Consider the following 20,788-nt stretch of genomic DNA (forward strand, 5'->3'; position numbering starts at 1 on the left):
GATCCTTCGAGTCTGCGCGAACGTGCCGCGCTTATAGTAAGTTGAGCTTGACGGAGTAGATCATCGCATTCTGATAATTATTGGGCGTGCCCAATTTATTGTCAGAGTAGCGGTACTGAATACCGGTGGTGATCAAGTCGCTTGGATGTCACCACAGGCTCAGTGCTCCGTTGGTGCCCACACTGCCTGCTTTTTCGCCCACATAGTTCTGTTCCAGGTACTCATCGTCACGGCCAAAGGTCTGCTCGTGCCAGTTAGTCACGCTGAAGTTCTGGTCGAGCGCGGCAAAATCATAACCCGCGACCCAACCAGCCATAAAGCCGTTCATCCCGCTGTAGCTGTTGCTTTGCACCCGCGCAGCACCGATAAACGGTTTGAACCATAGGCCGTTATCGAAGGTAGTACGGTAGCCCAAGCCTAGAATCTGATCCTGCTCGCGGCTTTCAAAACCGTAATCACGGAAGTCGTAAAGGTGGGCATAGATCGACAACGGGCTATCGCCCAGATAGATGTGCGAGGTTATTTTGCCCGCGGTACGGAAGTTATCTTGACCGCCGCTCGACGCATCGAATTGATCGTTGGTGGGGTTCTCGAAATCAAAGAAACCGTAAAACTCGCCCCAGCTAAAGCCAGCGCCGCCTTCAATTTCGAGAAACATAAAGTCGCTCTTCGCCGCGTTGGACGCGGTGCGCGCCTCGGTGCCGTTTGACCAATCCAGGTAGTTAACTGAAACGTTGGCGAATGACCATAGCCGATCAAGGGGATGCGGCTGAGCAGCCTCGTCTGCCATTAGCGGCGTAGTCAGCATTGCCCCTAATACGCCAGCGCCAAGCGCGGTCTTAGACGAAGGGGTGCGAGAGTGTGTACGAGCAGTCATGAGAGCCTCAACAAGGGTTGTCGCGGAGCCATTTGGGTGTGGCTATCCGAGGTTATAGTCGTGCGGGCTGGCGTTAATGTTAAAATTATAACATTCAGTGTTATTTTTCTAACGTTGATTTGCAAGTATTGTCACATCAACGCTATTTAAATGTCATATAGCTCTCACGGGAATCAGGCAGAGACTGGATGGTTCAAGGGTTGTGATAGCCGTGGAGACATGGCCATAGAGACATTGCATGATGATATAGCAGTGGAAATTCCGCCGTTGCTCACGCAGCATAGAAATGAACGCTGACTATTTATGAAGGCAGCATCGCCAAGACATCGACACGATATTTACGTTTAGCTTCACACAACAAGAGGGGTTTGCAAGGAGATGCCCACTACCAATGGCCGAAGCGCGCTGCGCCTTGCCAAACTTCAGGAAGCGCTTGCCAGTGGCGGCACTCTGCACCTGCGCGATGCCGCAGAGTTGTGCGATGTTTCAGAAATGACTATCCGCCGCGATCTGAGTACCCAGAAGACCACTATTAGCCTGCTGGGGGGGCGGTTAGTGATGGCAAATTACCCAGGCGTAACCCCTATTTATGACTTGAATGAACAGCAGGCCAGCCACTATCAAGCCAAGCATCGGCTCTGCCAGCGTGCGTTAGCCTATATAGAAGAGGGCGATACGCTGTTTATTGATTGCGGCTCAACGCTGATGCCGTTGCTGAGCCAGTTAAGCCATTTTCATGAGCTAACGGTAGTCACCTATGCGCTTAACGTTGCCAACGCTGTCGCCGCGCTCCCCAATGTTCGCTTGGTACTATTAGGCGGGCTGTTTTATGCCGCCTCTCAATCCTTTGGCAGCGATAATATGGCCGCCGCTGTCGAACGGCTAGGCATTAATAAAGCGCTGATCTCCGCTGCAGGGGTGGATTTAGAGCGCGGAGTAAGTTGCTTTCACTTTCACGAAGTGGCCCCTAAACAGGCTGCCATTGCCACCGCCATACAGCGGCTGTTGGTGGTAGATGCCAGCAAGTTCGGTGTGGTTCGGCCTGCCTATTTCGCCGCACTGGACGATTTTGATGTGGTGGTCACCGACGAAGAGGGCGCACCGCAACTATTAGATGGCCATGGAAGTGATGTGCCAAAAGTGACGGTAGCCTAAGAGAGTGGGGCGTTGTTGATGGTAGTCAATACCTTGGGTGCGGCAATGCGCCACTTCTTTCATGATCTCGATCAATAGAAAATACTTTAGTCTTAGTTGATCTAATCTTTCGTGATTGGGCCAGCTTGGCTCGTCGCCAATTCCCATCCGGCGACGCATATTTTTCCCGGAGCAATGACGCTCACTGCGATACGCATTGTTTTTAGCAACGTTTTTAGCTGTGTGCTTACGAGCATGTTTTGGGAAGAGTATGGGGTGGTAGTTAGCCTGCTATTTATATAAATGGCGTGGCTGGCTAGTTTCTAATCAACCTGTTGTTTTTAAAACCTTACTTTTAAAACCTGGACGAGATCACACCATGCAACGACGCTCTCTTTGGCGCAGGCGAGGCACCTTGGTGCTCCTTGCGCTGTGTCTGTTTCTAGCAGGCTGTAGTTCAGCGCTGCTAGACCCAAAAGGCCAGGTTGGCGCTGAGCAGCGCACGCTGATTCTGACCGCCTTTGGCCTCATGTTGATTGTGGTTATTCCTGTTATTGTCATGACGCTGCTGTTTGGCTGGCGCTACCGGCGCAGTAATAGCGTGGCTAATTACATGCCCGACTGGGCGCACTCCAATGTGATCGAGGCAGTGGTGTGGATCGTACCCTGCGCGATTATCGCCGTGCTCGCCCTGTTGACCTGGAAAACCTCCCATAGCCTTGACCCTCACAAGCCGTTGGAAAGCGATGTGGCGCCGATCGAAATACAGGCCGTAGCGCTGGATTGGAAGTGGCTGTTTATCTACCCCGAGCAGGGCGTGGCCAGCGTTAATGAAGTCGCCTTCCCGGTGGATACCCCAGTGCGTTTTCGGGTGAGCTCCGGTTCGGTGATGAATGCCTTCTTTATCCCCCATCTTGGCAGCCAGATTTATGCCATGGCGGGCATGGATAACGATGTTCATCTTATCGCCAATGAAACGGGTACCTACCCTGGTCGTTCCACCAACTACAGTGGCGCAGGCTTCTCTGGCATGACCTTTGACGCCAAGGTGACCACGCCCGCCGATTTTGATGCCTGGGTGGAAACGGTGCGCGGCGCCCCACAAACGCTGACCTACCCCGAAGGTTATGAAGCGTTGGCTGAACCCAGCGAATCGAATCCGGTGGAGTACTTCTCGGCCGTTTCGCCGTCGCTGTATGAAAGCATTTTGAAAAGCTTCCACACCGGCGGTGAACACTCTATGGGCGGCGACCACCAGCTGAGCGGCGATCATGCTGACTCGCACGATGGTGAAAGCGCTCACGCTACCGATCACGCGGCCGAATCAGGTCATGTCACCAACAACCATGCTAGTCAGGATCATGCCATGCGCAGTCACTCCTCTAGCGTAGAAGCGGGAGGTTAAGCCGTGTTTGGAAAACTCAGTTTAGAGTCAATTCCCTATCATGAGCCGATCATCATGGTCGTCGCAGCCTTTATGGCCATTGGCGGGATCGCACTGTTTGGTTTGATAACTTACTACCGTAAATGGGGCTGGCTGTGGAACGAGTGGTTTACCTCCGTTGACCATAAAAAGCTCGGCATTATGTATTTCATCGTTGCCCTGGTCATGCTGCTGCGTGGCTTCTCGGATGCGATAATGATGCGTACCCAGTTGGCTATGGCCGCCGGGGATGCAGCGGGCTATTTGCCCCCTGAACACTACGACCAGATCTTTACCGCCCACGGCGTTATTATGATCTTCTTTGTCGCCATGCCCATGGTCATCGGCCTGATGAACCTGGTGGTGCCGCTGCAAATTGGCGCCCGCGACGTCGCCTTCCCTTTCCTGAATAACTTAAGTTTTTGGCTGTTTGCCGTAGCCGCGATCTTGGTCAATATCTCGCTGGTGGTGGGGGAGTTCGCCAAAACCGGCTGGCTAGCTTACGCGCCCTTATCGGGGATCGAGTTCAGTCCCGGGGTGGGGGTCGATTACTGGATATGGGCCTTACAAATATCCGGGATAGGTACGACGCTCACCGGTATCAACTTCTTCGTGACAATTCTGAAGATGCGCACCAAAGGCATGACCATGTTCCGCATGCCTATCTTCACCTGGACATCGCTGTGCGCCAACGTGTTGATCATTGCCTCGTTCCCGATTTTGACCGCGACCATCGCGCTGCTGACGCTGGACCGCTATTTCGGTATGCACTTCTTCACCAATGATTTTGGCGGCAACATGATGATGTACGTCAATCTCATTTGGGCGTGGGGTCATCCGGAAGTTTATATCCTGATTCTGCCCGCCTTCGGCGTGTTCTCGGAAGTCATCTCGACCTTTGCCCGTAAGCGTCTATTTGGTTACATGACCATGGTATGGGCGACCATCGCGATTACCCTGCTGTCATTTATTGTTTGGTTGCACCACTTCTTTACCATGGGGGCGGGCGCCAACGTTAATGCCTTCTTTGGCATTATGACGATGATCATCGCCATTCCCACCGGGGTGAAAGTCTTCAACTGGCTGTTCACGATGTTCCGCGGCAGTTTGGAACTGACGTCGCCGGTACTCTGGACACTGGGCTTTATTATCACCTTTACGCTGGGCGGTATGACCGGTGTGATGCTGGCCGTGCCAGCTGCCAACTTCGTGCTGCATAACAGCCTGTTTGTTATCGCTCACTTCCACAACGTCATTATCGGCGGCGTGGTGTTCGGCATGATGGCGGGCCTGACCTTCTGGTTCCCCAAAGCGTTTGGCTTCACGCTGAGCGAGAAATGGGGCAAGCGTTCATTCTGGTGCTGGTTCATTGGCTTCTATGTCGCCTTTATGCCGCTTTACGTGCTGGCCTTCTTTGGTGCCGTACGCCGCATGCAGTCTTACGCGAACCCTGAATGGCAGCCGTGGATGATTCTGGCCTGGGTAGGCGCGGTGATCATCATGATGGGTATCGCCTGCACCGTGATTCAGTTCTGGGTGAGCATCCGCGACCGCAAGCTGAACGCTGATGTGACCGGTGACCCGTGGGATGGCCGTACCTTGGAGTGGTCAACCTCTTCACCCGCGCCGTTTTACAACTTCGCGCGATTGCCGGAAGTGGGCGACATCGACAGCTTCTGGTCGCAGAAAGAGCGCAGTAACGAAGAGCTGGAAGAAGCGCCTTACACTGATATTCATATGCCGCGTAACACCGTTGCTGGCCCTGTCATCAGCTTCTTTGCGCTGATCATCGGTTTTGCCTTGGTATGGCACATCTGGTGGCTGGCCGGGGTAGGCGCTATCGGTGTCTTTGTCAGCTTTATGGCACGGGTGTTTAACGACGATATCGACTACTACGTCTCCGCTGAAGAAGTAGAGCGCATCGAGCGCGCGCACCAGCAACGCGTTAAAAACTCCGACCCTTACAAGTCGTCTGCCGAGGTGGAAGGACGCGACGGTAAGCAACGCTACGTGGAGGTGAATGCGTAATGGCAACGGATACGTTACATCACGAAGGATCGGTCGTGCATCATGAGCATCACGATGCCACAGAAACCAAGCTGTTTGGTTTTTGGGTCTACTTAATGAGCGATTTGGTGATCTTCGGGTCACTCTTCGCTACCTACGCCGTGCTGATGAAAGGCACAGCCGGTGGGCCCACCGCGGCGGAGATCTTTGAACTGCCGTTTGTACTGGTCGAGACATTCCTGCTGTTGTTCAGTAGTTTTACCTTTGGCATGGGCGTGCTGGCGATGAATGCCGAACGCCTGGGTCAGGTGAAAGCATGGCTGGGTATTACGTTCGTGCTGGGCGCGGCGTTCGTGGGCATGGAAATTTACGAATTCCAGCACCTGATTCATGAAGGCTACGGCCCAGATAAGAGCGCGTTTCTTTCATCGTTCTTTACCCTGGTGGGCACCCACGGCTTGCACGTTACCTTTGGTTTGATCTGGATTTTGGTCATGCTGATCCAGCTCTCAACCAAAGGCTTGAACGACATGACCCGGCCAAGGATTCTGTGCCTCAGTCTGTTCTGGCACTTCCTGGATATCGTCTGGATCTGTGTCTTCTCCTTCGTCTACCTGATGGGAGTGCTGTGAGATGAGTCATTCTCCGACTAACCCCACTAATAACCATGGCAGCGTAAAGTCGTATGTGACAGGACTGGTATTGTCGCTGATACTGACCATTATCCCCTTTGGGGTGGTGATGAGTGGCACGCTTAGTGTTCTCACGACTGTCATCGTGGTGGCCGTGACTGCGGTATTGCAGATATTGGTACAGCTGGTTATGTTCATGCATATGAATACCAAAGCCGACGAGGGCTGGAATCTGATGTCCTTCGTCTTCACACTGACGATTCTCGTCTTAGTGGTAGGAGGCTCGCTGTGGATCATGCAGCATCTGCATCTCAACATGATGATCGGCTGATTTCAGCACCTAGCCGCTGGCGGGATCTGCTTGAGCTGACCAAGCCGGGCATTATCGGGGGCAACCTGATTGCTACGCTAGGCGGCTATTTCCTGGCCGCCCAGGGGCAGTTCGAGTGGCTCAGCTTTATCGCGGTCATGGTGGGGATTGCATTAATCATTGCGTCGGGCTGTGCGTGTAACAACGTCATTGACCGGGATATTGATGCATTGATGGCGCGTACGCGCCATCGCCCCCTGGTCAGAGGCAGCATTTCCATCACCCAAGCGCTGGGCGTTTCGGCGCTGCTGGGTGTGTCGGGGGTGGTGTGCCTGGCGCTGGGAACCAACGGATTAACCGTGGCGTTGGCAGTGATTGGCTGGGGCGTGTATGTGGGTCTTTATAGCCTTTACATGAAGCGCCGCTCCGAATACGGCACCTTGGTCGGCAGCCTTTCGGGTGCCATGCCGCCGGTGGTGGGGTACTGCGCCGTGACGGGGCAGTTCGACAGTGGCGCTATCATGCTACTGGTGATTTTTTGCCTGTGGCAGATGCCGCACTCTTATGCCATCGCGATCTTCCGCTACGCCGATTATCGCCGCGCCTCGATCCCGGTGTTGCCGGTGGTGCGCGGGGTGAAAATGGCCAAGCACCATATTCTGGGCTATATCGTGGCGTTTATTCCTGCCTCGCTGGCGCTGGGATTGGCCAGCCAAGCAGGAGCCGGATATCTCTGCGTGGCGCTGACCATGGGCGGCTACTGGCTCTACTTGGCACTGCGCGGCTATCGTTTAGACGACGATGTCCGCTGGGCCAAGAAAGTGTTTGGCGTCTCTATCCTTACCATCACCGCGATGAGTTTGGTCATGGTGCTGGAGGCGATGGTGCCGATGTGGGTCTAGGCCTCACACAGTGTTAAGTCGTTAATAAAAGGCCCCGAGCAGTTATCTGCTCGGGGCGTTTTTATGGGCGGAAGCGTTTCTGTTACTCAGCTTTCCCGCTGGCTGGCCTGAATTGCGGTTAGCGCAATGGTGTAAACGATATCGTCGACCAGTGCGCCGCGGGAAAGATCATTCACCGGCTTGTTTAAGCCTTGCAGCATGGGGCCAACGCTGATGACGCGGGCGCTACGCTGCACTGCTTTGTAAGTAGTATTGCCGGTGTTGAGGTCGGGGAATACAAACACGGTTGCTTTACCCGCGACCGGCGAGTCGGGGGCTTTCTGTTTGCCCACGCTCTCGATTGCAGCGGCGTCGTACTGAAGCGGGCCGTCGATGGCCAGGTGCGGCGCGCGCTCTTTAGCAATGCGAGTGGCTTCGCGGACTTTATCCACATCCGCACCGGTGCCGGAGTCGCCGGTGGAGTAGCTGATCATGGCGACGCGTGGCTCGATACCGAAGGCTTCAGCGGAGCGGGCGCTTTGCAGGGCGATTTCGGCCAGGGTTTCAGCATCGGGGTCGGGGTTCACTGCGCAGTCGCCGTAGACCACCACCTGTTCGGGCAGCAGCATAAAGAAGATCGACGAGACTTGGTTATACTCTGGCGCGGTTTTAATCAGCTGAAACGCTGGCCGCACGGTATTGGCGGTGGTATGGAGGGCGCCAGAAACCAGCCCATCGACTTCATCCAGCTGCAGCATCATGGTGCCGAGCACCACGTTGTCTTGTAACTGCGCTTCGGCGGTTAGCTCGTTGAGCTTGCCACGACGGCGCTCGACCATCGGGGCAATATAGCGTGCGCGGCTGCTTTCGGGGTCAATAATCGTTAACTCTTCGGGCAGAGTAAGTCCGCGGTTGCGAGCAACGCTTTCAATATCGTCACGCTTGCCCAGCAGTACGCAGTCGGCAATGCCGCGGCGCTGGCAGATGATGGCCGCTTCGACGGTGCGTGGCTCATCCCCTTCCGGCAGTACTACGCGCTTTTTAGCCGCCTGGGCAAGTTTAACCAACTGGTGGCGAAACGCCGACGGCGACAGGCGACGGGTATAACCGCGGCTTAGGCGGGATTTCAGCCACTCAAGATCGATATGAGCCGCCACATAACGGGCCACCTGTTCAGCGCGCTCGAAATCGTCCATGGGGATTTCGCTGCTTAACTGGCTCAAGTTCTGGGCCGTGGTCAGGCTGTCAGTCTCTACCGCCAATACCGGCAGACCCGTTTTGAGCGCTGGGCGGCACATCTCGATCATGTTGTCGTTAGGCATAAAGCCGTTGGTCAACAGTACGCCCGCTAGCTGAATGCCGTTCATGGTCGCGAGCGCCGAGGCCAGAACCACATCGTCACGGTCGCCGGAGGCCACTACCAGGCTACCAGGGGTAAAAATATGCAGCGCGTTGGCCGCACTGCGGGCGCAGAGGCTGGTGGAGAGTACCCGGCGGCTGGCCGCCTCGCCTTCGTTGAGCAGCTTGGCGTTAAGCGCGCGGGCCACATCCAGGGTGCGCGGGGCGCTAAGCGTTTTGCTGTAAGGCACCACGCCAATCAGGTGGAATTTATCGGTTGCCAGGGCAGGGGAGTATTGACGTAGCTCAGCCAGCACCGACTCTTCCAACTGCGGTTTGAAGGTGCCCGGCGCGGCAGAAAGATCGTCTTCCTGGGCGTAGGGCAGGTTCTTCATGCGCATCAAAATGCCGCCCAGGGTGCGGCTGGAGCTAACCCCACCAAAGCTGCGGGCGTACATATCAAGCTGTTCGGCCAGCGCCTGGGGCTCGTTTAAATCACCGGTGCCGACGAGAATAATTCGCGCATTAAGCGCGTTGGCGAGCTGTGCGTTAGTTTGGGTGGCGTAGGTAGTGTGCTGGGTGGGTACTACGCCCTCTACCACGACTAAGTCTAGGGTGCTGCCATCGCGGTGGGCCTGCTGAACGACTTGCTCATAGAGTTCGACGGCGTTCTCCATTAGCTCATCGGTTTGGTCGTCGCGCAGCAAACGCTCCAGGCGTGCCTGGGAAATCGGCGACGGCGGGCGCTGGTTAAGTGCCCGGGAAACCAACGCGGTTGAGCGATCCAAACCTGGGCCGTTCAGCTCGTTCTGCATAAACGGCTTTAAAAAACCGGCTTTGAGGCCGATGGTATCCAGCGCTTGAATCAACCCCAGGCAGGCCGAAGTAAGCCCGACGCCCTGGCTGGTGGGCACTAGTAGAATAGCTTGTGGCTGTTCGGGGGGAAGCGTCATGCATTTGACTCCAAGCAGTGACGAGTTTCCATGGCAATACGCCCCTCTTCATCGGTAGGAATCACCCACACCTGGGGGCCTTGGTGACCAGCGCTATCCAACTTGCCCTCTTTGCCACGGATAGTCGCTTCGTTCGCGTCGTTATCCAAGGCAAAGCCAAAGTGGGGCATAAGCGACAGCACACGGCGACGCACAATAGGCGAGTTCTCACCGATGCCACCGGTGAAAATAATCCCATCAAGCTGGGGCAGTGCGCAGGAGAGCGCCGCCAGCGATTTAGCAATCCGGTAGCAGAATACTTCCACCGCCAACTGCGCAGCGGTGTGCCCCTGTTCAGCAGCCTCTTCAACTTCGCGCATATCGTTGGTCAAGCCTGACAGTCCCAGTAGGCCGCTCTCTTTATTGAGCACGTTGTCAATTTTGTCTAACGACCAGCCCAGTTGGCGGTGCAGATGGGCGTGCAGGCCGGGGTCAACGTCGCCACTGCGGGTGCCCATCACCAAGCCTTCCAGTGGCGTCAGGCCCATGCTGGTATCCTGGCTTTGATTGTTCCAAACCGCGCTGGTGGAGCAGCCATTGCCAAGGTGGGCGGTCAGCCAGCCGCCTGCATCGCGGCCGCTCAACTCGCCTGCGCGCTGGCTAACGTAAGCGTGGCTGGTGCCATGAAAGCCATAGCGGCGAATGCCATGCTCAGCATAGAGGCTTTCAGGTAGGGCGTAACGGTACGCTCGCGGCGGCATGGTTTGGTGGAAAGCGGTATCAAACACTGCCACCTGGGGCAACTCAGGAAAGACATTTCGGGTCGCCGCAATACCCGCTAAATTCGCTGGGTTGTGCAGTGGGGCAAGCGCTGCGGTGGTTTGGATAGCCGCGATAACATTGTCGTCAATAAGGGCGGCTTGGGTGAAGTGCTCACCACCATGCACGATGCGATGGCCCACCGCCGCTGGCAGGCGACCCTCCATGCGCTCAAGTATGGCATTCAGTGCTTGGGTATGGTCAGCGCCTGGAAGTGGCTGATTAAAACGTTCCCCTGCGCTGTTTTTGCCTTTTAAACGCGCCTCCTCGCTACCTAGGCGCTCTGCTATGCCCTCAAGTCGCGGTGCCTGAGGATCAGCATCAATCAGCGCGTATTTGATAGAAGAAGAGCCGCAGTTAATGACCAGCACCGGTGCGTTCATAAAAACCTTTCCACTAGGAGGTTAGTGAGCAAATGGGTAGACTTTAGTTTAACATGCTGCGCTGCGGAAAAGCAGCGCCAGTATTTCGTTAGCCTTCTATGCAAAAGCTTGGCATGCTGGATTCTTTACCTATCTACTTACACCCACTCTAGACCTTCTAACGAGCCATACCGTTCCTATGTCAGCATCCCCATTGCCCAAACTATTGCCGCGTCATTTAGCGATTTTGCTAATGATGACCGTCGCCACTATGTTCGCCGCTAACCACGTGTCGGCGCGCTTAGCGTTTGATAATGGCACGGGGCTGCTGCTAGCCGTTTTAACCCGTTCAGGAGTGGCTTGCCTAATCCTGCTAGCGCTGGTCATCGTGCAGCGAAAGCGCCTATGGCTGCCCGCTGGCTCATGGCCGTGGCAGCTCTCGGTGGGGCTGCTGATTGCGGTTCAAAGCGTCAGTTTATACTCGGCAGTGGCAAGGCTGCCGGTGGTGATTGCGCTACTGCTGGTGAATACCTTCCCGATTCAATTGGCCCTGCTCAGTTGGGCGCTGGGTGGTCCGCGCCCAACGCTGCGTAGCTGCCTGATTATGGGCACGATTTTAATCGGCTTACTGGTGGTGCTGGATATTCCCTCATGGATTGCCAGCGCCGATGGAATGGGGCCGGGTTGGATAGCAGGCATTGGGTTTGGGCTATTGGCGGCCTTCGTATTTGCCTGCGCGCTGTGGGTCACTGAGCACCGCCTTGCCGGGGTTGGCAGTACTCTGCGCAGCCTGCTGACCATGCAAACGGTGTTTATAGTGATGATTATTGGTGGCATCGCCGGTGTGGTGCCTGGGGGAATGAGCCTGCCTGATAACAGTACCGGCTGGCTGGGTCTGACGCTTCTCGGTCTACTGTATGGTTCGGCGTTTTCAACACTGTTTATTTTTGTGCCGCGGCTGGATATGGCGCGCAATGCGCCGGTGATGAATATCGAGCCGGTTGCCTCCCTGGTGCTCGGTTACTTTGTATTGGGGCAAATGCTTAGCCCTGGCCAGTTGGTGGGTGGGGCAGTCGTCGTAAGCGGTATTGTCGTGCTGAGTTTATCCAAGGGGCGGTAATCATCTTCGTGTGATTTATTCAATATAAAGCCCTGTGACCAATTGGTTATGGGGTTTTTTATTGTCGTCATTTAATAAGCATATTGTTAGCGTGCTAATTAATGGTTAGACTAAAGTCTTCCGTGCTATTCCCTATACGATACGTGCCCGTTGAGAGGCGCTGGCCAGGTGGTTGCCTGGTGGCTAACAAGTGAGCTCTGCATGACCCCTGATCAAACATTTGCCCGCTGGGTGAAGGTAGCCCTTGGTGCCTTTGTACTGCTTTTTATCTATTTTTTGGTAGCCGATAGCTTTATGCCCATGACGCCGGAGGCGAGGGTGATGCGGCCGGTAACACGTATAGCGCCAGAGCTCAGTGGCCCAGTAAGCGAGGTGTTGGTGAGTGATCACCAGCATGTAGCCAAAGGTGATGTGCTGTTTCGGATCGACCCGGCGCCGTTTCGCTTAGCCGTTGAACAGGCTCAGCTTAATCGCGAGCAGGCCGAACGGGAGAATGCCCAGTTGGAAGCAGAGCTAACCTCTGCCCAAGCGGAGCTGGCCTCCGCTGAGGCCACGGCCGCCGAGCGGCAGGGTGAACTTCATCGCGCCGAAACCCTAGTGGCGCAGCAGAGTGTATCCCGCCAACAGTACGAACAGCAGGTGGCTGCTGAGCGCACCGCACAGGCGGGCGTAGCGGCAGCCAGAGCTAAAATTGTCAGCCTGGAAGTGCAGTTGGGCGATACTGGTGAGACAAACCTGCGTTTGCGTCAAGCAGATAATGCGCTCTCGCAGGCACAGTTGGATCTTGCCCATACCCAGGTGCGCGCCGCGCAAGCCGGGCGGGTTGCCAATCTGCAGCTAGGTGTAGGTGACTTCGTTCAGGCGGGGCAGCCAGCGGTAGCGGTAGTGGCGGATGGGATAGATATCATTGCTGATTTTCGTGAAAAAAGCCTGCGCCATGTGGCTCCCAGCGATGCCGCGCAAGTGGTGTTTGATGCCTGGCCGGGTCAGGTATTTGATGCGCAAGTGCTTGCCATGGAGGCCGGTGTTCTCGAAGGGCAGTTGGCCGCCAATGGTCAGCTCGCCGATATTTCCACCACCGACCGCTGGGTACGCGATGCCCAGCGTATGCGCGTACACCTAGCGCTTACCCAGCCAATCGTGAATTTATTACCCAGCGGTGCACGCGCCACGGTGCAGCTTCAGCCCGGTGATACTGCCTTGGCGAAGCCATTTGTGTGGTTACAGGCGCATCTGATCAGTTGGCTGCACTATGTTTATTAAAATCAGTTCTAGGTCTATAAAAAATAGGCTTCCCAGATTGCGGTCTTCGAGCGTAGCGACAACTAAGCGCAAGCCCGAACTCTCAAAGAATGGCCTGCGTCAGTGCTTTAGAGTCGCCGGGGGTGGCTTGCTAGGATTTGTGGTCAGCCAATTGATGGGGTGGAACTACGGGGTGTTTTTTACCGTTTTTCCGATGTTTTTACTGGGTATGGTGCCGATTCTTAACGGCCATATCATTCGCCAGTTTTTAGCTAATATATCGATCAACGTGCTCGAAGTTAGTCTGGTGGTGGGCTTGCTCAAGCATATGCCGGTAGTGATGACTTTGGCCGTAATGGGCATTTTTCTATTTCGCTTTAACCTGATGGCGAAGGGGCCACTGTTTCTATTTGGCGCCAATGGCGTACTGACGCTCAGTATTTTGCTGCACTTTGCCAGCTACACCAATGTGGACTTGAGCGATTTACTCGCCTGTAATCTCGTCGCCAGTGGTCTGGCGGTATTTATTGCCATGCTGATGCATACGCTGTTTCCCGACGTGGAAGCACGCAAGCCGCCGCCACGGGTTACCAAAACATCCTCGCAAATTCGCCATGAAACCTTAATGGGTGGGTTAACTGCCACGCTCTCATTTGTGGTGTTTCAGGTATTCGATTTGCAGGGCTCACTGTCTGCGCAAATGGCCACCATTCTGGTGCTGTTTACGCTGGGCTACTCTGGAGCGAAAGTATCAGCCGCCAAGCGAGCGGTAGGAACGTTGTTAGGGTGTAACTTGGCGCTACTCATGCAGCTACTTCTTTATACCCAAAGTCACCATTTTTTGCTGGTGGTGTTGCTCTACTGGCTGGGGCTCATGCTCTTCGCTCGGGAGCATATTCATGAAGGCGGTGGCTCGGGAATCGGCTTTGGCGGGATGACCACCCTGGGGATTCTGTTTGGCCAGTCGCTGGGCCCGCAGCAGGACCTGGTGTATAGCGCCCTCTATCGCTTCTCTTCGATGAGCATTGCTCTGGTCCTTACACTGCTGACCTTAGCTTGCTTGCATTTTGCGTTTAACCGCTGGACGCCTACGCGTTTACCCGCGAGCAACTTGCCATAAATTAATTAGCGCAACTTTTGTAATAAAGGCTACTCTGATGAAGTGCCGGTGTGTGATGTCAGTGCTATTCGCACCCTCACAAGCGGCATTTCCCTACTAACGGATTAGAGGTGTTCGTCATGACAACGGGTAAAGATGATAAAGCTAAAGGAACGGCCAACAAAGCAGCAGGTAAAGTGAAAGAAGCCGCGGGCAAGGCGACGGGTAGTCATAAAACAGAAGCCAAAGGTAAGGCCCAGCAGGCGAAAGGCGAACTGCAAAAAGGCAAAGGCGAAGCCAAGGAGAGCCAGAAAAAACAGCGCTAGTGCTAGTTATGGAATACTGATACCAACAGGGGGCTTCGGCCCCCTGTTGGTGTTTATGAGCTCGGAAATTACTGTATCTCACCTTCAGTACTGAAGCATTGGGCAATAGCTTTGAAAGCCTTCCTTAGTAGTGACCCAGTAATTTCCACCACAAACCGCCGACAACTACCCAGATCACAAGATTGACCACGCTCATAATAAAGCCCGCTTTCCACCACTCGCCCAGCGTTAGGTAGCCCGACCCAAAAATGACGGGCGACGTGCCAGTGGCGTAGTGAGTTAAGGTCATCATGATGGAGGAGGTGGCGGCCATGATAAGCACAAACGGCATGGGCGGTGCGCCGAGTGTTAACCCAACGGTAAGAAAAGCCGCCATCATGGCAGTAATATGTGCGGTGGTGCTGGCAAAGAAGTAGTGAGTGTAGAGGAAAGTCAGCACTAGCAAGGCCGATGCTCCCATCCAGCCGATGCCCATCATGGTGATCCAGTCTTGCATATTGGTGGAAAACCAATCGATCAAGCCCGTCTGGTTGAGCTGGGTCGCCATCATAATTAGGGCGCCGAACCAGAGCAGGGTATCCCAAGCGTTCTTTTCTGCCAGTACATCATCCCAGGTTAATACGCCGGTCAGCAGCAGTATCGATAGCCCAATAAACGCTGACGTGGTGGTGTTGAGGGTGACCGAATCGCCCAAAAATAGCGCCGGGATATCCGCCCACAGCAGCAGTAGCACCAAGAAGACAAACAGCATAATGCCTTCGTCCCGGCTAATCTTGCCCATTTCGGCAAGTTTGTCCCGCGCCATCTGCGTGGCGTGTGGAGTCTGTTTAATATCCGGCGGATAAAGCAGGTAAAGAATATAGGGCATTGCCAGAATGGCGACCAAACCAGGCAGTAGCATGGCGAGCGCCCAGGTCATCCAGCTCAGTTGGATTTCCGCCCCTGTAGCGATGGAAATTAGCTCCACGGTCAGTGGGTTGGGAGCAGTGGCAGTGACAAACATCGCTGAGGTAATCGGGTTGCTGTGATAGTTCACCAGCGCCAAATATTTGCCGATTTTGCTCGACGTGCCGTCTTCCGGGCGCGAATCAAACCCCTTAGCAATAGAGCGCATAATGGGGTGCATGATGCCACCACCGCGAGCAGTATTGCTGGGGGTGACGGGGGCAATCGAGAGTTCTGAAAAGGCCAAACTGTAGCCGATCCCCAGCGTCTTCTTGCCGAAGATGGAGATAAAATAGTAACCGATGCGGGCTCCTAGCCCTGTCTTGATTAGCCCCCGAGAGATCATAATCGAGATGGCAATTAACCAGATCAGCGAGTTGGAGTAGCTGCTTAAAGCATCGTTAATGGCGGTACCTGGGTTGTCGCTGGTCACCCCGCTCGCCGCCACAATCGCAATGGCAATAATTGAGATGGCCCCTATGGGCATTGCCTTACCAATAATCGCGGCAATCGTCCCCACGAAAATTGCCAGCATCAGCCAAGCGTCCGAAGTGAGACCCTCCGGCAGTGGAATAGCCAGCCATATCAGTAGAGTGATCGCCACCGCAATAGCGGTTGGCAAGGGCTTGAAAGGTAGCGTCGGCATCGTGGAACCCTATAGTAAGTAGGTGGCTGCGGTACGCTCACAGGCAATAAAGCAGTGCTTGAGTGGCTACTTAAGTCTAGAGCGGATGGGCGCTTGGCAACTTGCCTCACGTCAATTCGAAGCTTGATCTAGCGCAATCATTTCCGCTTCCAACTATGCCTTAATGGTGAGGTGCCATTGACTCCCCTCACTGAGGAAGCGACCCATGCCTACCATGATGAAAGCGGCCATCTTCGTTGAACCCGGCCGTATCGAAATTGACGATAAACCCATCCCCGAGATTGGCCCCAACGATGCCCTGATGCGCGTGACCACCACCACGATCTGCGGCACCGATATCCATATCCTGAAAGGTGAGTACCCGGTGGAGCGTGGCCTGACCATTGGCCATGAACCCGTGGGCGTGATCGAAAAACTGGGGGCCAACGTAAAAGGCTACCAGGAAGGCCAGCGGGTAATTGCTGGCGCCATTTGCCCCAGCTTTACTTCTTACGCCTGCCAGGATGATTGCTGCTCACAAGATGGCGGCCACCACGGCCACGGGTATAAACCGATGGGCGGCTGGCGCTTTGGTAACACCATCGATGGTGCCCAGGCCGAGTACCTGCTGGTACCGGATGCCCAGGCTAACCTATCGCCAGTGCCGGATGGCCTAACCGACGAACAGGTGCTGATGTGCCCGGACATTATGTCCACCGGTTTTGCCGGTGCCGAAGCCGCCGGTATCAAAATCGGCGACACGGTGGTGGTCTTCGCCCAAGGGCCGATTGGCCTATGCGCCACGGCGGGGGCGCGGCTGCGTGGGGCCGGGATGATCATTGCGGTAGACGGGGTTGATGAGCGTTTGGCCATGGCCAAGCAGATGGGCGCGGACGTAACGCTGGATTTCCGCAAGGTGGATGTGGTCGAGGAAATTCTCAAGCTCACCGGCGGGCGCGGCGTCGACTCCGCGATTGAAGCGCTTGGCCTGCAACAGACCTTTGAATCCGCCCTGCGGGTGTTAAAACCCGGCGGAACGCTCTCCAGCCTGGGCGTTTACTCCCAAGACCTAACGATTCCGCTGAGCGCTTTCTGTGCTGGCCTCGGCGACCATAAGATTATCACTTCGCTATGCCCCGGTGGTAAAGAGCGCATGCGCAGGCTGATGAGCATCATCGACGCCGGTCGGTTGGATCTTGGGCCCATGGTCACCCACCGCTATGCGCTGGAGAATATCGTCGAAGCCTACGATCTCTTCGCCCACCAGCGAGACGGCGTATTGAAAGTGGCGCTTGAGGTCTCCTGAGGTTCAAAGCTAAGATTGATGTTCAGCAGCAAGGCTGTTCTTCAGTAGGAGGTGTGCTCAGCTCACGCCTCCTGGTACAGTACTCTGCTTTTGTGGCGAAATTTCTCCGCCCGTTCTTTTATACCTGTCATCATTGCTTATCTGCGCAGAGCACTAGGCAGTGGTGGTAAGACGCAGCTGGGTTGAATTTCAATTACTATATTCGGTTAGGTCTTGATGCAAGATACGCCTGATTTCCAGAATCGCTTGGGCCGTTTCCTGGACGCTGTGCCCAGCGATAAACACTTTTTCTGATATGGCTCCCGGCAAATGTGCGCTGGCGTACGGCACTATCCCATCATCTGAAACCTCTAACGGTACACTGGTGTCACGCTGGGCAATGATAGAATGGTAGTGAACTTGAGGGGAGATAGGCAGATTGGCCGTTGCTCTAATGAACGGATCTGCCTCACTCAAATTATCGATACTGTTGGGAAGGCGCAGGTATGCCCCATCTGATTCGGCGTCAGTATTAGCCAGAGCCCTGATGACATCGTCGAACTCTTCCAGCAAGGTGAGTGGTAGACGAACGAAACGAGCGACTGCTCTCCCTAGACGATTACCGGCCACCGGTGTGCCGCGATGTGGTGCTGCGATGAAAATTGCTCGTTTTATCTCTGGTAGCGATTCGAAACGTAGTAGGGGAGCTAGGCGTTGTTGGGCGAGTTGCCTATGTGCCTTTGGCAATTGGCGTTGTTCCACGAATTCGCTCCACAACCTACCTTGGCTAGAAGAGACCATCAGGCGTGCCAATACACCCCCCATGCTATGGCCAATTAGAACGATACCTTGTGAAGCCAGCGTTTCTGTGGTGGGATCAAGTTCCAGTAGTGTTTCATTCACAGTGCGTCGTATCGCCGTATGATTAATCGACAGTGGCATATTGGTAGGGTAGTAGATTTGCCATACCTGAAAATGTTGCCGCAGGCTCTCATCGCCCAGCACTTCATTAGCTACATTTACCCAGGCTTCGGGACTACTGCCAAGGCCATGCAGCATGAGGATGATGCGTCGCTCAGGATCGAAGGGCTGCATCATATAAAGGTGTGGTCGGTTGATACCTTGGCTGTGGCCTAGCAGAGAGCGTATGGCCTGACGCGAAAAGCCTGAATGCGCCAGCCATAGTCCATAGCCCGCAGTGAAATTTGCGGCTAGGGGAATCTGTTGCCCATGCAACTGTATGCTGTCGTCTTGGTAGGGGTCTCTTACGATCACCTCTAGTGATTGAGTCGATAGCACCTGAGCCAAATCCTCACCGGAAAAATGGATTAGTGCGGTGAGTGCCGGAAAAGGCATTTCGCTATAAGGTCGAGCGCGATGAAGCGCGAGGCTATCGTCTAATACCGCGACCAGTTCGGCACCAAAGCCGTCACGGCGATAAGTGCTACGCAAGCCGGAAAAGACCAGTGAAGATGCTGGAACTAGGTTCTCGGGTAAGTCGATGTCGCCGGCGAAGCGTACGCCGGTGAGATCGGTTGTAACCTTCCAGCCAGAAAGCCTAGGCGTATCCAAAGAATAGGAGCGGCTTTTATCTTCAATGGCTGAGAGATTCTGTTGAAAAAGCCCTGAAACAATCTGTTGAACTGAATAGTTATAATAGTCGCGTACTTGTATCTGACGATCTTCGAAGGCGCGTTCCCCAGGAGATCGTTCGGAGAAAAACAAGTAAGCATAAGCATGTCTGGCAACCTCAATCCAAGCGTAAATGTCAGCCTCGGTACTCGGGATATCACTTGATGATCCTGCTTTTGACATCGCTTCTTGAAGCCACAGCTCTGCCAGTGCGGAAAGTCTGCGTTCTTCAGCTATGCCAGCGGTGCTGGATAATATATCTACGCAGTTTTGGGAGTGCTCACGGCATCTCCCTTCATCCAGCCCGATAACTTTGATGGTTTCCTGGGTAGCTGCGCTTAGCTCGCCACTGGTAAGCAGGTCTCCGCGTTTAAGCGCGATATACTCACCAGGGCTAAGCGAAGAGACGCCAACCATGGCACAACCATTCACTATTAGGATAATAAGTAGCGTGTTGAGTAAAGTGATAAGCTTAGCTGGTTTCACAACGACACCTTATTAATCGGTCATGTGGCGCTTTCGGGGCGATTTTTAGTGAATGAACTTTACCTACAGTTAACGGTGATTTGGGAGTCAACCATCAGTTGATCATGGTGCTAAGAATTCATGCAGCATTCGCAAATGGGCTCGGCGCAGCGAGCCAACGGTGGCGGCGGCAGTCGCTTCATCAAAAATCATTTGCCAAATGGCACCATATAGCGCTGGTGCCATTAGCAGCGCTGCGTCTTCAAGGAAGGCGCTGTGACGAAGATGCCCTTTATCGGCTGCAGTTTTCAAAATGGCCTGTTGTTCTGCGAGGTATTTGTCAATTACCTCCCTGCGCCAAAAATCAACAAGATGAGGGATGCGTCGGCTTTCCGTCATCAGCAGCTTCAGCATAGCTATGACATCTGGATCACTCAGTTGGCTATAGAGGTGATCAATAAAGGATTCGATAGCTTCGCTCAGGGAGTCGCCGCCGCTGAGCACCCACTGCTGATTGTTGAACCTTGGTGTCAGGCGTTTTAATAGTAGTGCTTCAAATATCGATTCCTTGCTCTTGAAGTGAGCATAGAGGCCGCCTTTCGAGAGTTCCGCCCGCTGAGCAATATCCTCCATGCGGGCAGAGGCGAACCCGTGTTGCGAAAACTCGTACAAAGCCGCACAGAGGATCTGCTCTATACGCACATCGGGGGGGAGTCGGCGATGTTTGCGAGCTTGTTTAGTAGGAGAGGAAGGCAAGGTGCAGTTACTCATCAGTTGGTTGCTTTAATGCGGCACCTTTTATCATTTCTTTGTCTAGAGTACGAGAAATTGCTTGTGTGTTTACGTCTCTGACCAGCATGACGGGCACCGGCGCAATACGTGCCACTTGCTCGGCGTCGCTGCCGAGGAGAAGTCGTTTCATGCCACGTCGGCCATGGGTGCCTAGAATTATCAGATCGAACTGGCACTTAGCTGCGTGATCCGCAACGTGTTCTGATACTCGTTTGCCCTCGGCCTCGACAAGTACTGTGGTGACATTGAGTTCTTGGGCTTCAAGCTGTATCCGAGCGTTGTCGAGCAGATCATTGCCGACTTTCAGAAAATAGGGTCTGACTTTTTTTATATAGGCCCGTGGGCTTTCGAAGCCATTGGAGTACTCCAGTGCATTAACGACATGAAGTAGCTCGATGCTGGCGCCGGTCAACTTGGCCAGGGAACTTGCCTGAGCCAAGGCTAAAAGGGAGGTGCGGCTGCCGTCGATGGGTACAAGCAATTTTTTGTACATAGTTGATTCCTGAAAATTTCTTTCTTAGAGGAACGGGTTGCTGTGAAAC

General features: G+C 54.5%; 17 protein-coding genes and 1 pseudogene. 11 read left to right on the top strand and 7 right to left on the bottom strand.

From position 1 onward, the window contains the following. Window positions 1–31: 31 nt before the first annotated feature. Window positions 32–877, bottom strand: a pseudogene (locus V8L70_RS01760) (outer membrane protein OmpK). Between the two features lie 378 nt (window positions 878–1,255). On the opposite strand from V8L70_RS01760, the gene V8L70_RS01765 reads away from it, so the two are divergent. The 6 genes from V8L70_RS01765 (at window position 1,256) to cyoE (ending at window position 7,285) form a co-directional block, all read left to right on the top strand. Continuing rightward, window positions 1,256–2,032: a DeoR/GlpR family DNA-binding transcription regulator gene (locus V8L70_RS01765; protein WP_336268642.1), complete on the top strand. Its 777-nt coding sequence runs from the start codon at window positions 1,256–1,258 to the stop codon at window positions 2,030–2,032. A gap of 358 nt (window positions 2,033–2,390) precedes the next feature. Then, on the top strand, window positions 2,391–3,416 hold the full coding sequence (gene cyoA / locus V8L70_RS01770; RefSeq protein ID WP_336268644.1) for a ubiquinol oxidase subunit II: 1,026 nt from the start codon (window positions 2,391–2,393) through the stop codon (window positions 3,414–3,416). Between the two features lie 3 nt (window positions 3,417–3,419). Then, window positions 3,420–5,462 (top strand): cytochrome o ubiquinol oxidase subunit I, encoded by a 2,043-nt coding sequence (gene cyoB, locus V8L70_RS01775; RefSeq protein ID WP_336268648.1) that lies wholly within the window; start codon window positions 3,420–3,422, stop codon window positions 5,460–5,462. Continuing rightward, window positions 5,462–6,073, top strand: coding sequence for a cytochrome o ubiquinol oxidase subunit III (gene cyoC / locus V8L70_RS01780; protein ID WP_295712520.1), 612 nt, complete (start codon window positions 5,462–5,464; stop codon window positions 6,071–6,073). The genes cyoB and cyoC overlap by 1 nt, the downstream gene beginning before the upstream one ends. Before the next feature lies 1 nt (window position 6,074). Continuing rightward, window positions 6,075–6,404: a cytochrome o ubiquinol oxidase subunit IV gene (gene cyoD / locus V8L70_RS01785; RefSeq protein ID WP_336268650.1), complete on the top strand. Its 330-nt coding sequence runs from the start codon at window positions 6,075–6,077 to the stop codon at window positions 6,402–6,404. After that, on the top strand, window positions 6,362–7,285 hold the full coding sequence (gene cyoE / locus V8L70_RS01790; protein ID WP_336268651.1) for a heme o synthase: 924 nt from the start codon (window positions 6,362–6,364) through the stop codon (window positions 7,283–7,285). The genes cyoD and cyoE overlap by 43 nt, the downstream gene beginning before the upstream one ends. Window positions 7,286–7,371: 86 nt before the next feature. Here the strand turns inward: cyoE and pta are convergent, their stop codons facing one another. Both pta and V8L70_RS01800 read right to left on the bottom strand, forming a co-directional pair. Next, a complete protein-coding gene (gene pta / locus V8L70_RS01795) occupies window positions 7,372–9,555 on the bottom strand; it encodes a phosphate acetyltransferase (protein ID WP_295712527.1) in 2,184 nt (727 codons plus the stop codon). Next, the gene (locus V8L70_RS01800) at window positions 9,552–10,736 is read right to left on the bottom strand and encodes an acetate/propionate family kinase (RefSeq protein ID WP_101145908.1); all 1,185 of its coding nucleotides are present in this window, start codon (window positions 10,734–10,736) and stop codon (window positions 9,552–9,554) included. The genes pta and V8L70_RS01800 overlap by 4 nt, the downstream gene beginning before the upstream one ends. A 178-nt stretch (window positions 10,737–10,914) precedes the next feature. Here V8L70_RS01800 and V8L70_RS01805 point away from each other — a divergent pair, with 178 nt between their 5' ends. The 4 genes from V8L70_RS01805 to V8L70_RS01820 all read left to right on the top strand — a co-directional run bounded on the left by V8L70_RS01805 (window position 10,915) and on the right by V8L70_RS01820 (window position 14,502). Continuing rightward, entirely contained in the window at window positions 10,915–11,835 is a 921-nt protein-coding gene (locus V8L70_RS01805; RefSeq protein ID WP_336268652.1) for an EamA family transporter, read from the top strand. 201 nt (window positions 11,836–12,036) lie between these two features. Further along, a complete protein-coding gene (locus V8L70_RS01810) occupies window positions 12,037–13,098 on the top strand; it encodes an HlyD family secretion protein (RefSeq protein ID WP_336268654.1) in 1,062 nt (353 codons plus the stop codon). Then, window positions 13,088–14,197: a DUF2955 domain-containing protein gene (locus V8L70_RS01815; protein ID WP_232774705.1), complete on the top strand. Its 1,110-nt coding sequence runs from the start codon at window positions 13,088–13,090 to the stop codon at window positions 14,195–14,197. The genes V8L70_RS01810 and V8L70_RS01815 overlap by 11 nt, the downstream gene beginning before the upstream one ends. Window positions 14,198–14,316: 119 nt before the next feature. Then, window positions 14,317–14,502: a CsbD family protein gene (locus V8L70_RS01820; protein WP_336268822.1), complete on the top strand. Its 186-nt coding sequence runs from the start codon at window positions 14,317–14,319 to the stop codon at window positions 14,500–14,502. Window positions 14,503–14,626: 124 nt separating this feature from the next. Here V8L70_RS01820 and V8L70_RS01825 read toward each other — a convergent pair whose 3' ends face one another. After that, on the bottom strand, window positions 14,627–16,093 hold the full coding sequence (locus V8L70_RS01825) for a DASS family sodium-coupled anion symporter (RefSeq protein ID WP_336268657.1): 1,467 nt from the start codon (window positions 16,091–16,093) through the stop codon (window positions 14,627–14,629). 205 nt (window positions 16,094–16,298) lie between these two features. Between V8L70_RS01825 and V8L70_RS01830 the strand changes: the two genes are divergently transcribed. Further along, window positions 16,299–17,378 (top strand): NAD(P)-dependent alcohol dehydrogenase, encoded by a 1,080-nt coding sequence (locus V8L70_RS01830; protein ID WP_035559355.1) that lies wholly within the window; start codon window positions 16,299–16,301, stop codon window positions 17,376–17,378. A 189-nt stretch (window positions 17,379–17,567) separates the two neighbouring features. On the opposite strand, the gene V8L70_RS01835 is transcribed toward V8L70_RS01830, so the two are convergent. From V8L70_RS01835 to V8L70_RS01845, 3 genes are all read right to left on the bottom strand, one after another. Further along, window positions 17,568–19,406 carry an esterase/lipase family protein gene (locus V8L70_RS01835; protein ID WP_336268658.1) on the bottom strand — a complete coding sequence of 613 codons (1,839 nt, stop codon included), beginning with the start codon at window positions 19,404–19,406 and terminating at the stop codon, window positions 17,568–17,570. A 171-nt stretch (window positions 19,407–19,577) separates the two neighbouring features. Further along, on the bottom strand, window positions 19,578–20,225 hold the full coding sequence (locus V8L70_RS01840) for a TetR/AcrR family transcriptional regulator (protein WP_045812156.1): 648 nt from the start codon (window positions 20,223–20,225) through the stop codon (window positions 19,578–19,580). After that, the gene (locus tag V8L70_RS01845; protein ID WP_336268660.1) at window positions 20,218–20,739 is read right to left on the bottom strand and encodes a universal stress protein; all 522 of its coding nucleotides are present in this window, start codon (window positions 20,737–20,739) and stop codon (window positions 20,218–20,220) included. The genes V8L70_RS01840 and V8L70_RS01845 overlap by 8 nt, the downstream gene beginning before the upstream one ends. Window positions 20,740–20,788: the final 49 nt, after the last annotated feature.

Source organism: Vreelandella arctica (genome assembly GCF_037070215.1).
GTDB classification, from domain to species: Bacteria; Pseudomonadota; Gammaproteobacteria; order Pseudomonadales; family Halomonadaceae; genus Vreelandella; species Vreelandella arctica.

Bases quoted from the DNA above. Each gene is read 5' to 3' on its own strand.
- V8L70_RS01765 (WP_336268642.1), top strand. From the start codon at position 1,256: ATGCCCACTACCAATGGCCGAAGCGCGCTGCGCCTTGCCAAACTTCAG.
- cyoA (WP_336268644.1), top strand. From the start codon at position 2,391: ATGCAACGACGCTCTCTTTGGCGCAGGCGAGGCACCTTGGTGCTCCTT.
- cyoC (WP_295712520.1), top strand. From the start codon at position 5,462: ATGGCAACGGATACGTTACATCACGAAGGATCGGTCGTGCATCATGAG.
- cyoD (WP_336268650.1), top strand. From the start codon at position 6,075: ATGAGTCATTCTCCGACTAACCCCACTAATAACCATGGCAGCGTAAAG.
- pta (WP_295712527.1), bottom strand. From the start codon at position 9,555: ATGACGCTTCCCCCCGAACAGCCACAAGCTATTCTACTAGTGCCCACC.
- V8L70_RS01800 (WP_101145908.1), bottom strand. From the start codon at position 10,736: ATGAACGCACCGGTGCTGGTCATTAACTGCGGCTCTTCTTCTATCAAA.
- V8L70_RS01805 (WP_336268652.1), top strand. From the start codon at position 10,915: ATGTCAGCATCCCCATTGCCCAAACTATTGCCGCGTCATTTAGCGATT.
- V8L70_RS01810 (WP_336268654.1), top strand. From the start codon at position 12,037: ATGACCCCTGATCAAACATTTGCCCGCTGGGTGAAGGTAGCCCTTGGT.
- V8L70_RS01815 (WP_232774705.1), top strand. From the start codon at position 13,088: ATGTTTATTAAAATCAGTTCTAGGTCTATAAAAAATAGGCTTCCCAGA.
- V8L70_RS01820 (WP_336268822.1), top strand. From the start codon at position 14,317: ATGACAACGGGTAAAGATGATAAAGCTAAAGGAACGGCCAACAAAGCA.
- V8L70_RS01825 (WP_336268657.1), bottom strand. From the start codon at position 16,093: ATGCCGACGCTACCTTTCAAGCCCTTGCCAACCGCTATTGCGGTGGCG.
- V8L70_RS01830 (WP_035559355.1), top strand. From the start codon at position 16,299: ATGCCTACCATGATGAAAGCGGCCATCTTCGTTGAACCCGGCCGTATC.
- V8L70_RS01835 (WP_336268658.1), bottom strand. From the start codon at position 19,406: ATGGTTGGCGTCTCTTCGCTTAGCCCTGGTGAGTATATCGCGCTTAAA.
- V8L70_RS01840 (WP_045812156.1), bottom strand. From the start codon at position 20,225: ATGAGTAACTGCACCTTGCCTTCCTCTCCTACTAAACAAGCTCGCAAA.
- V8L70_RS01845 (WP_336268660.1), bottom strand. From the start codon at position 20,739: ATGTACAAAAAATTGCTTGTACCCATCGACGGCAGCCGCACCTCCCTT.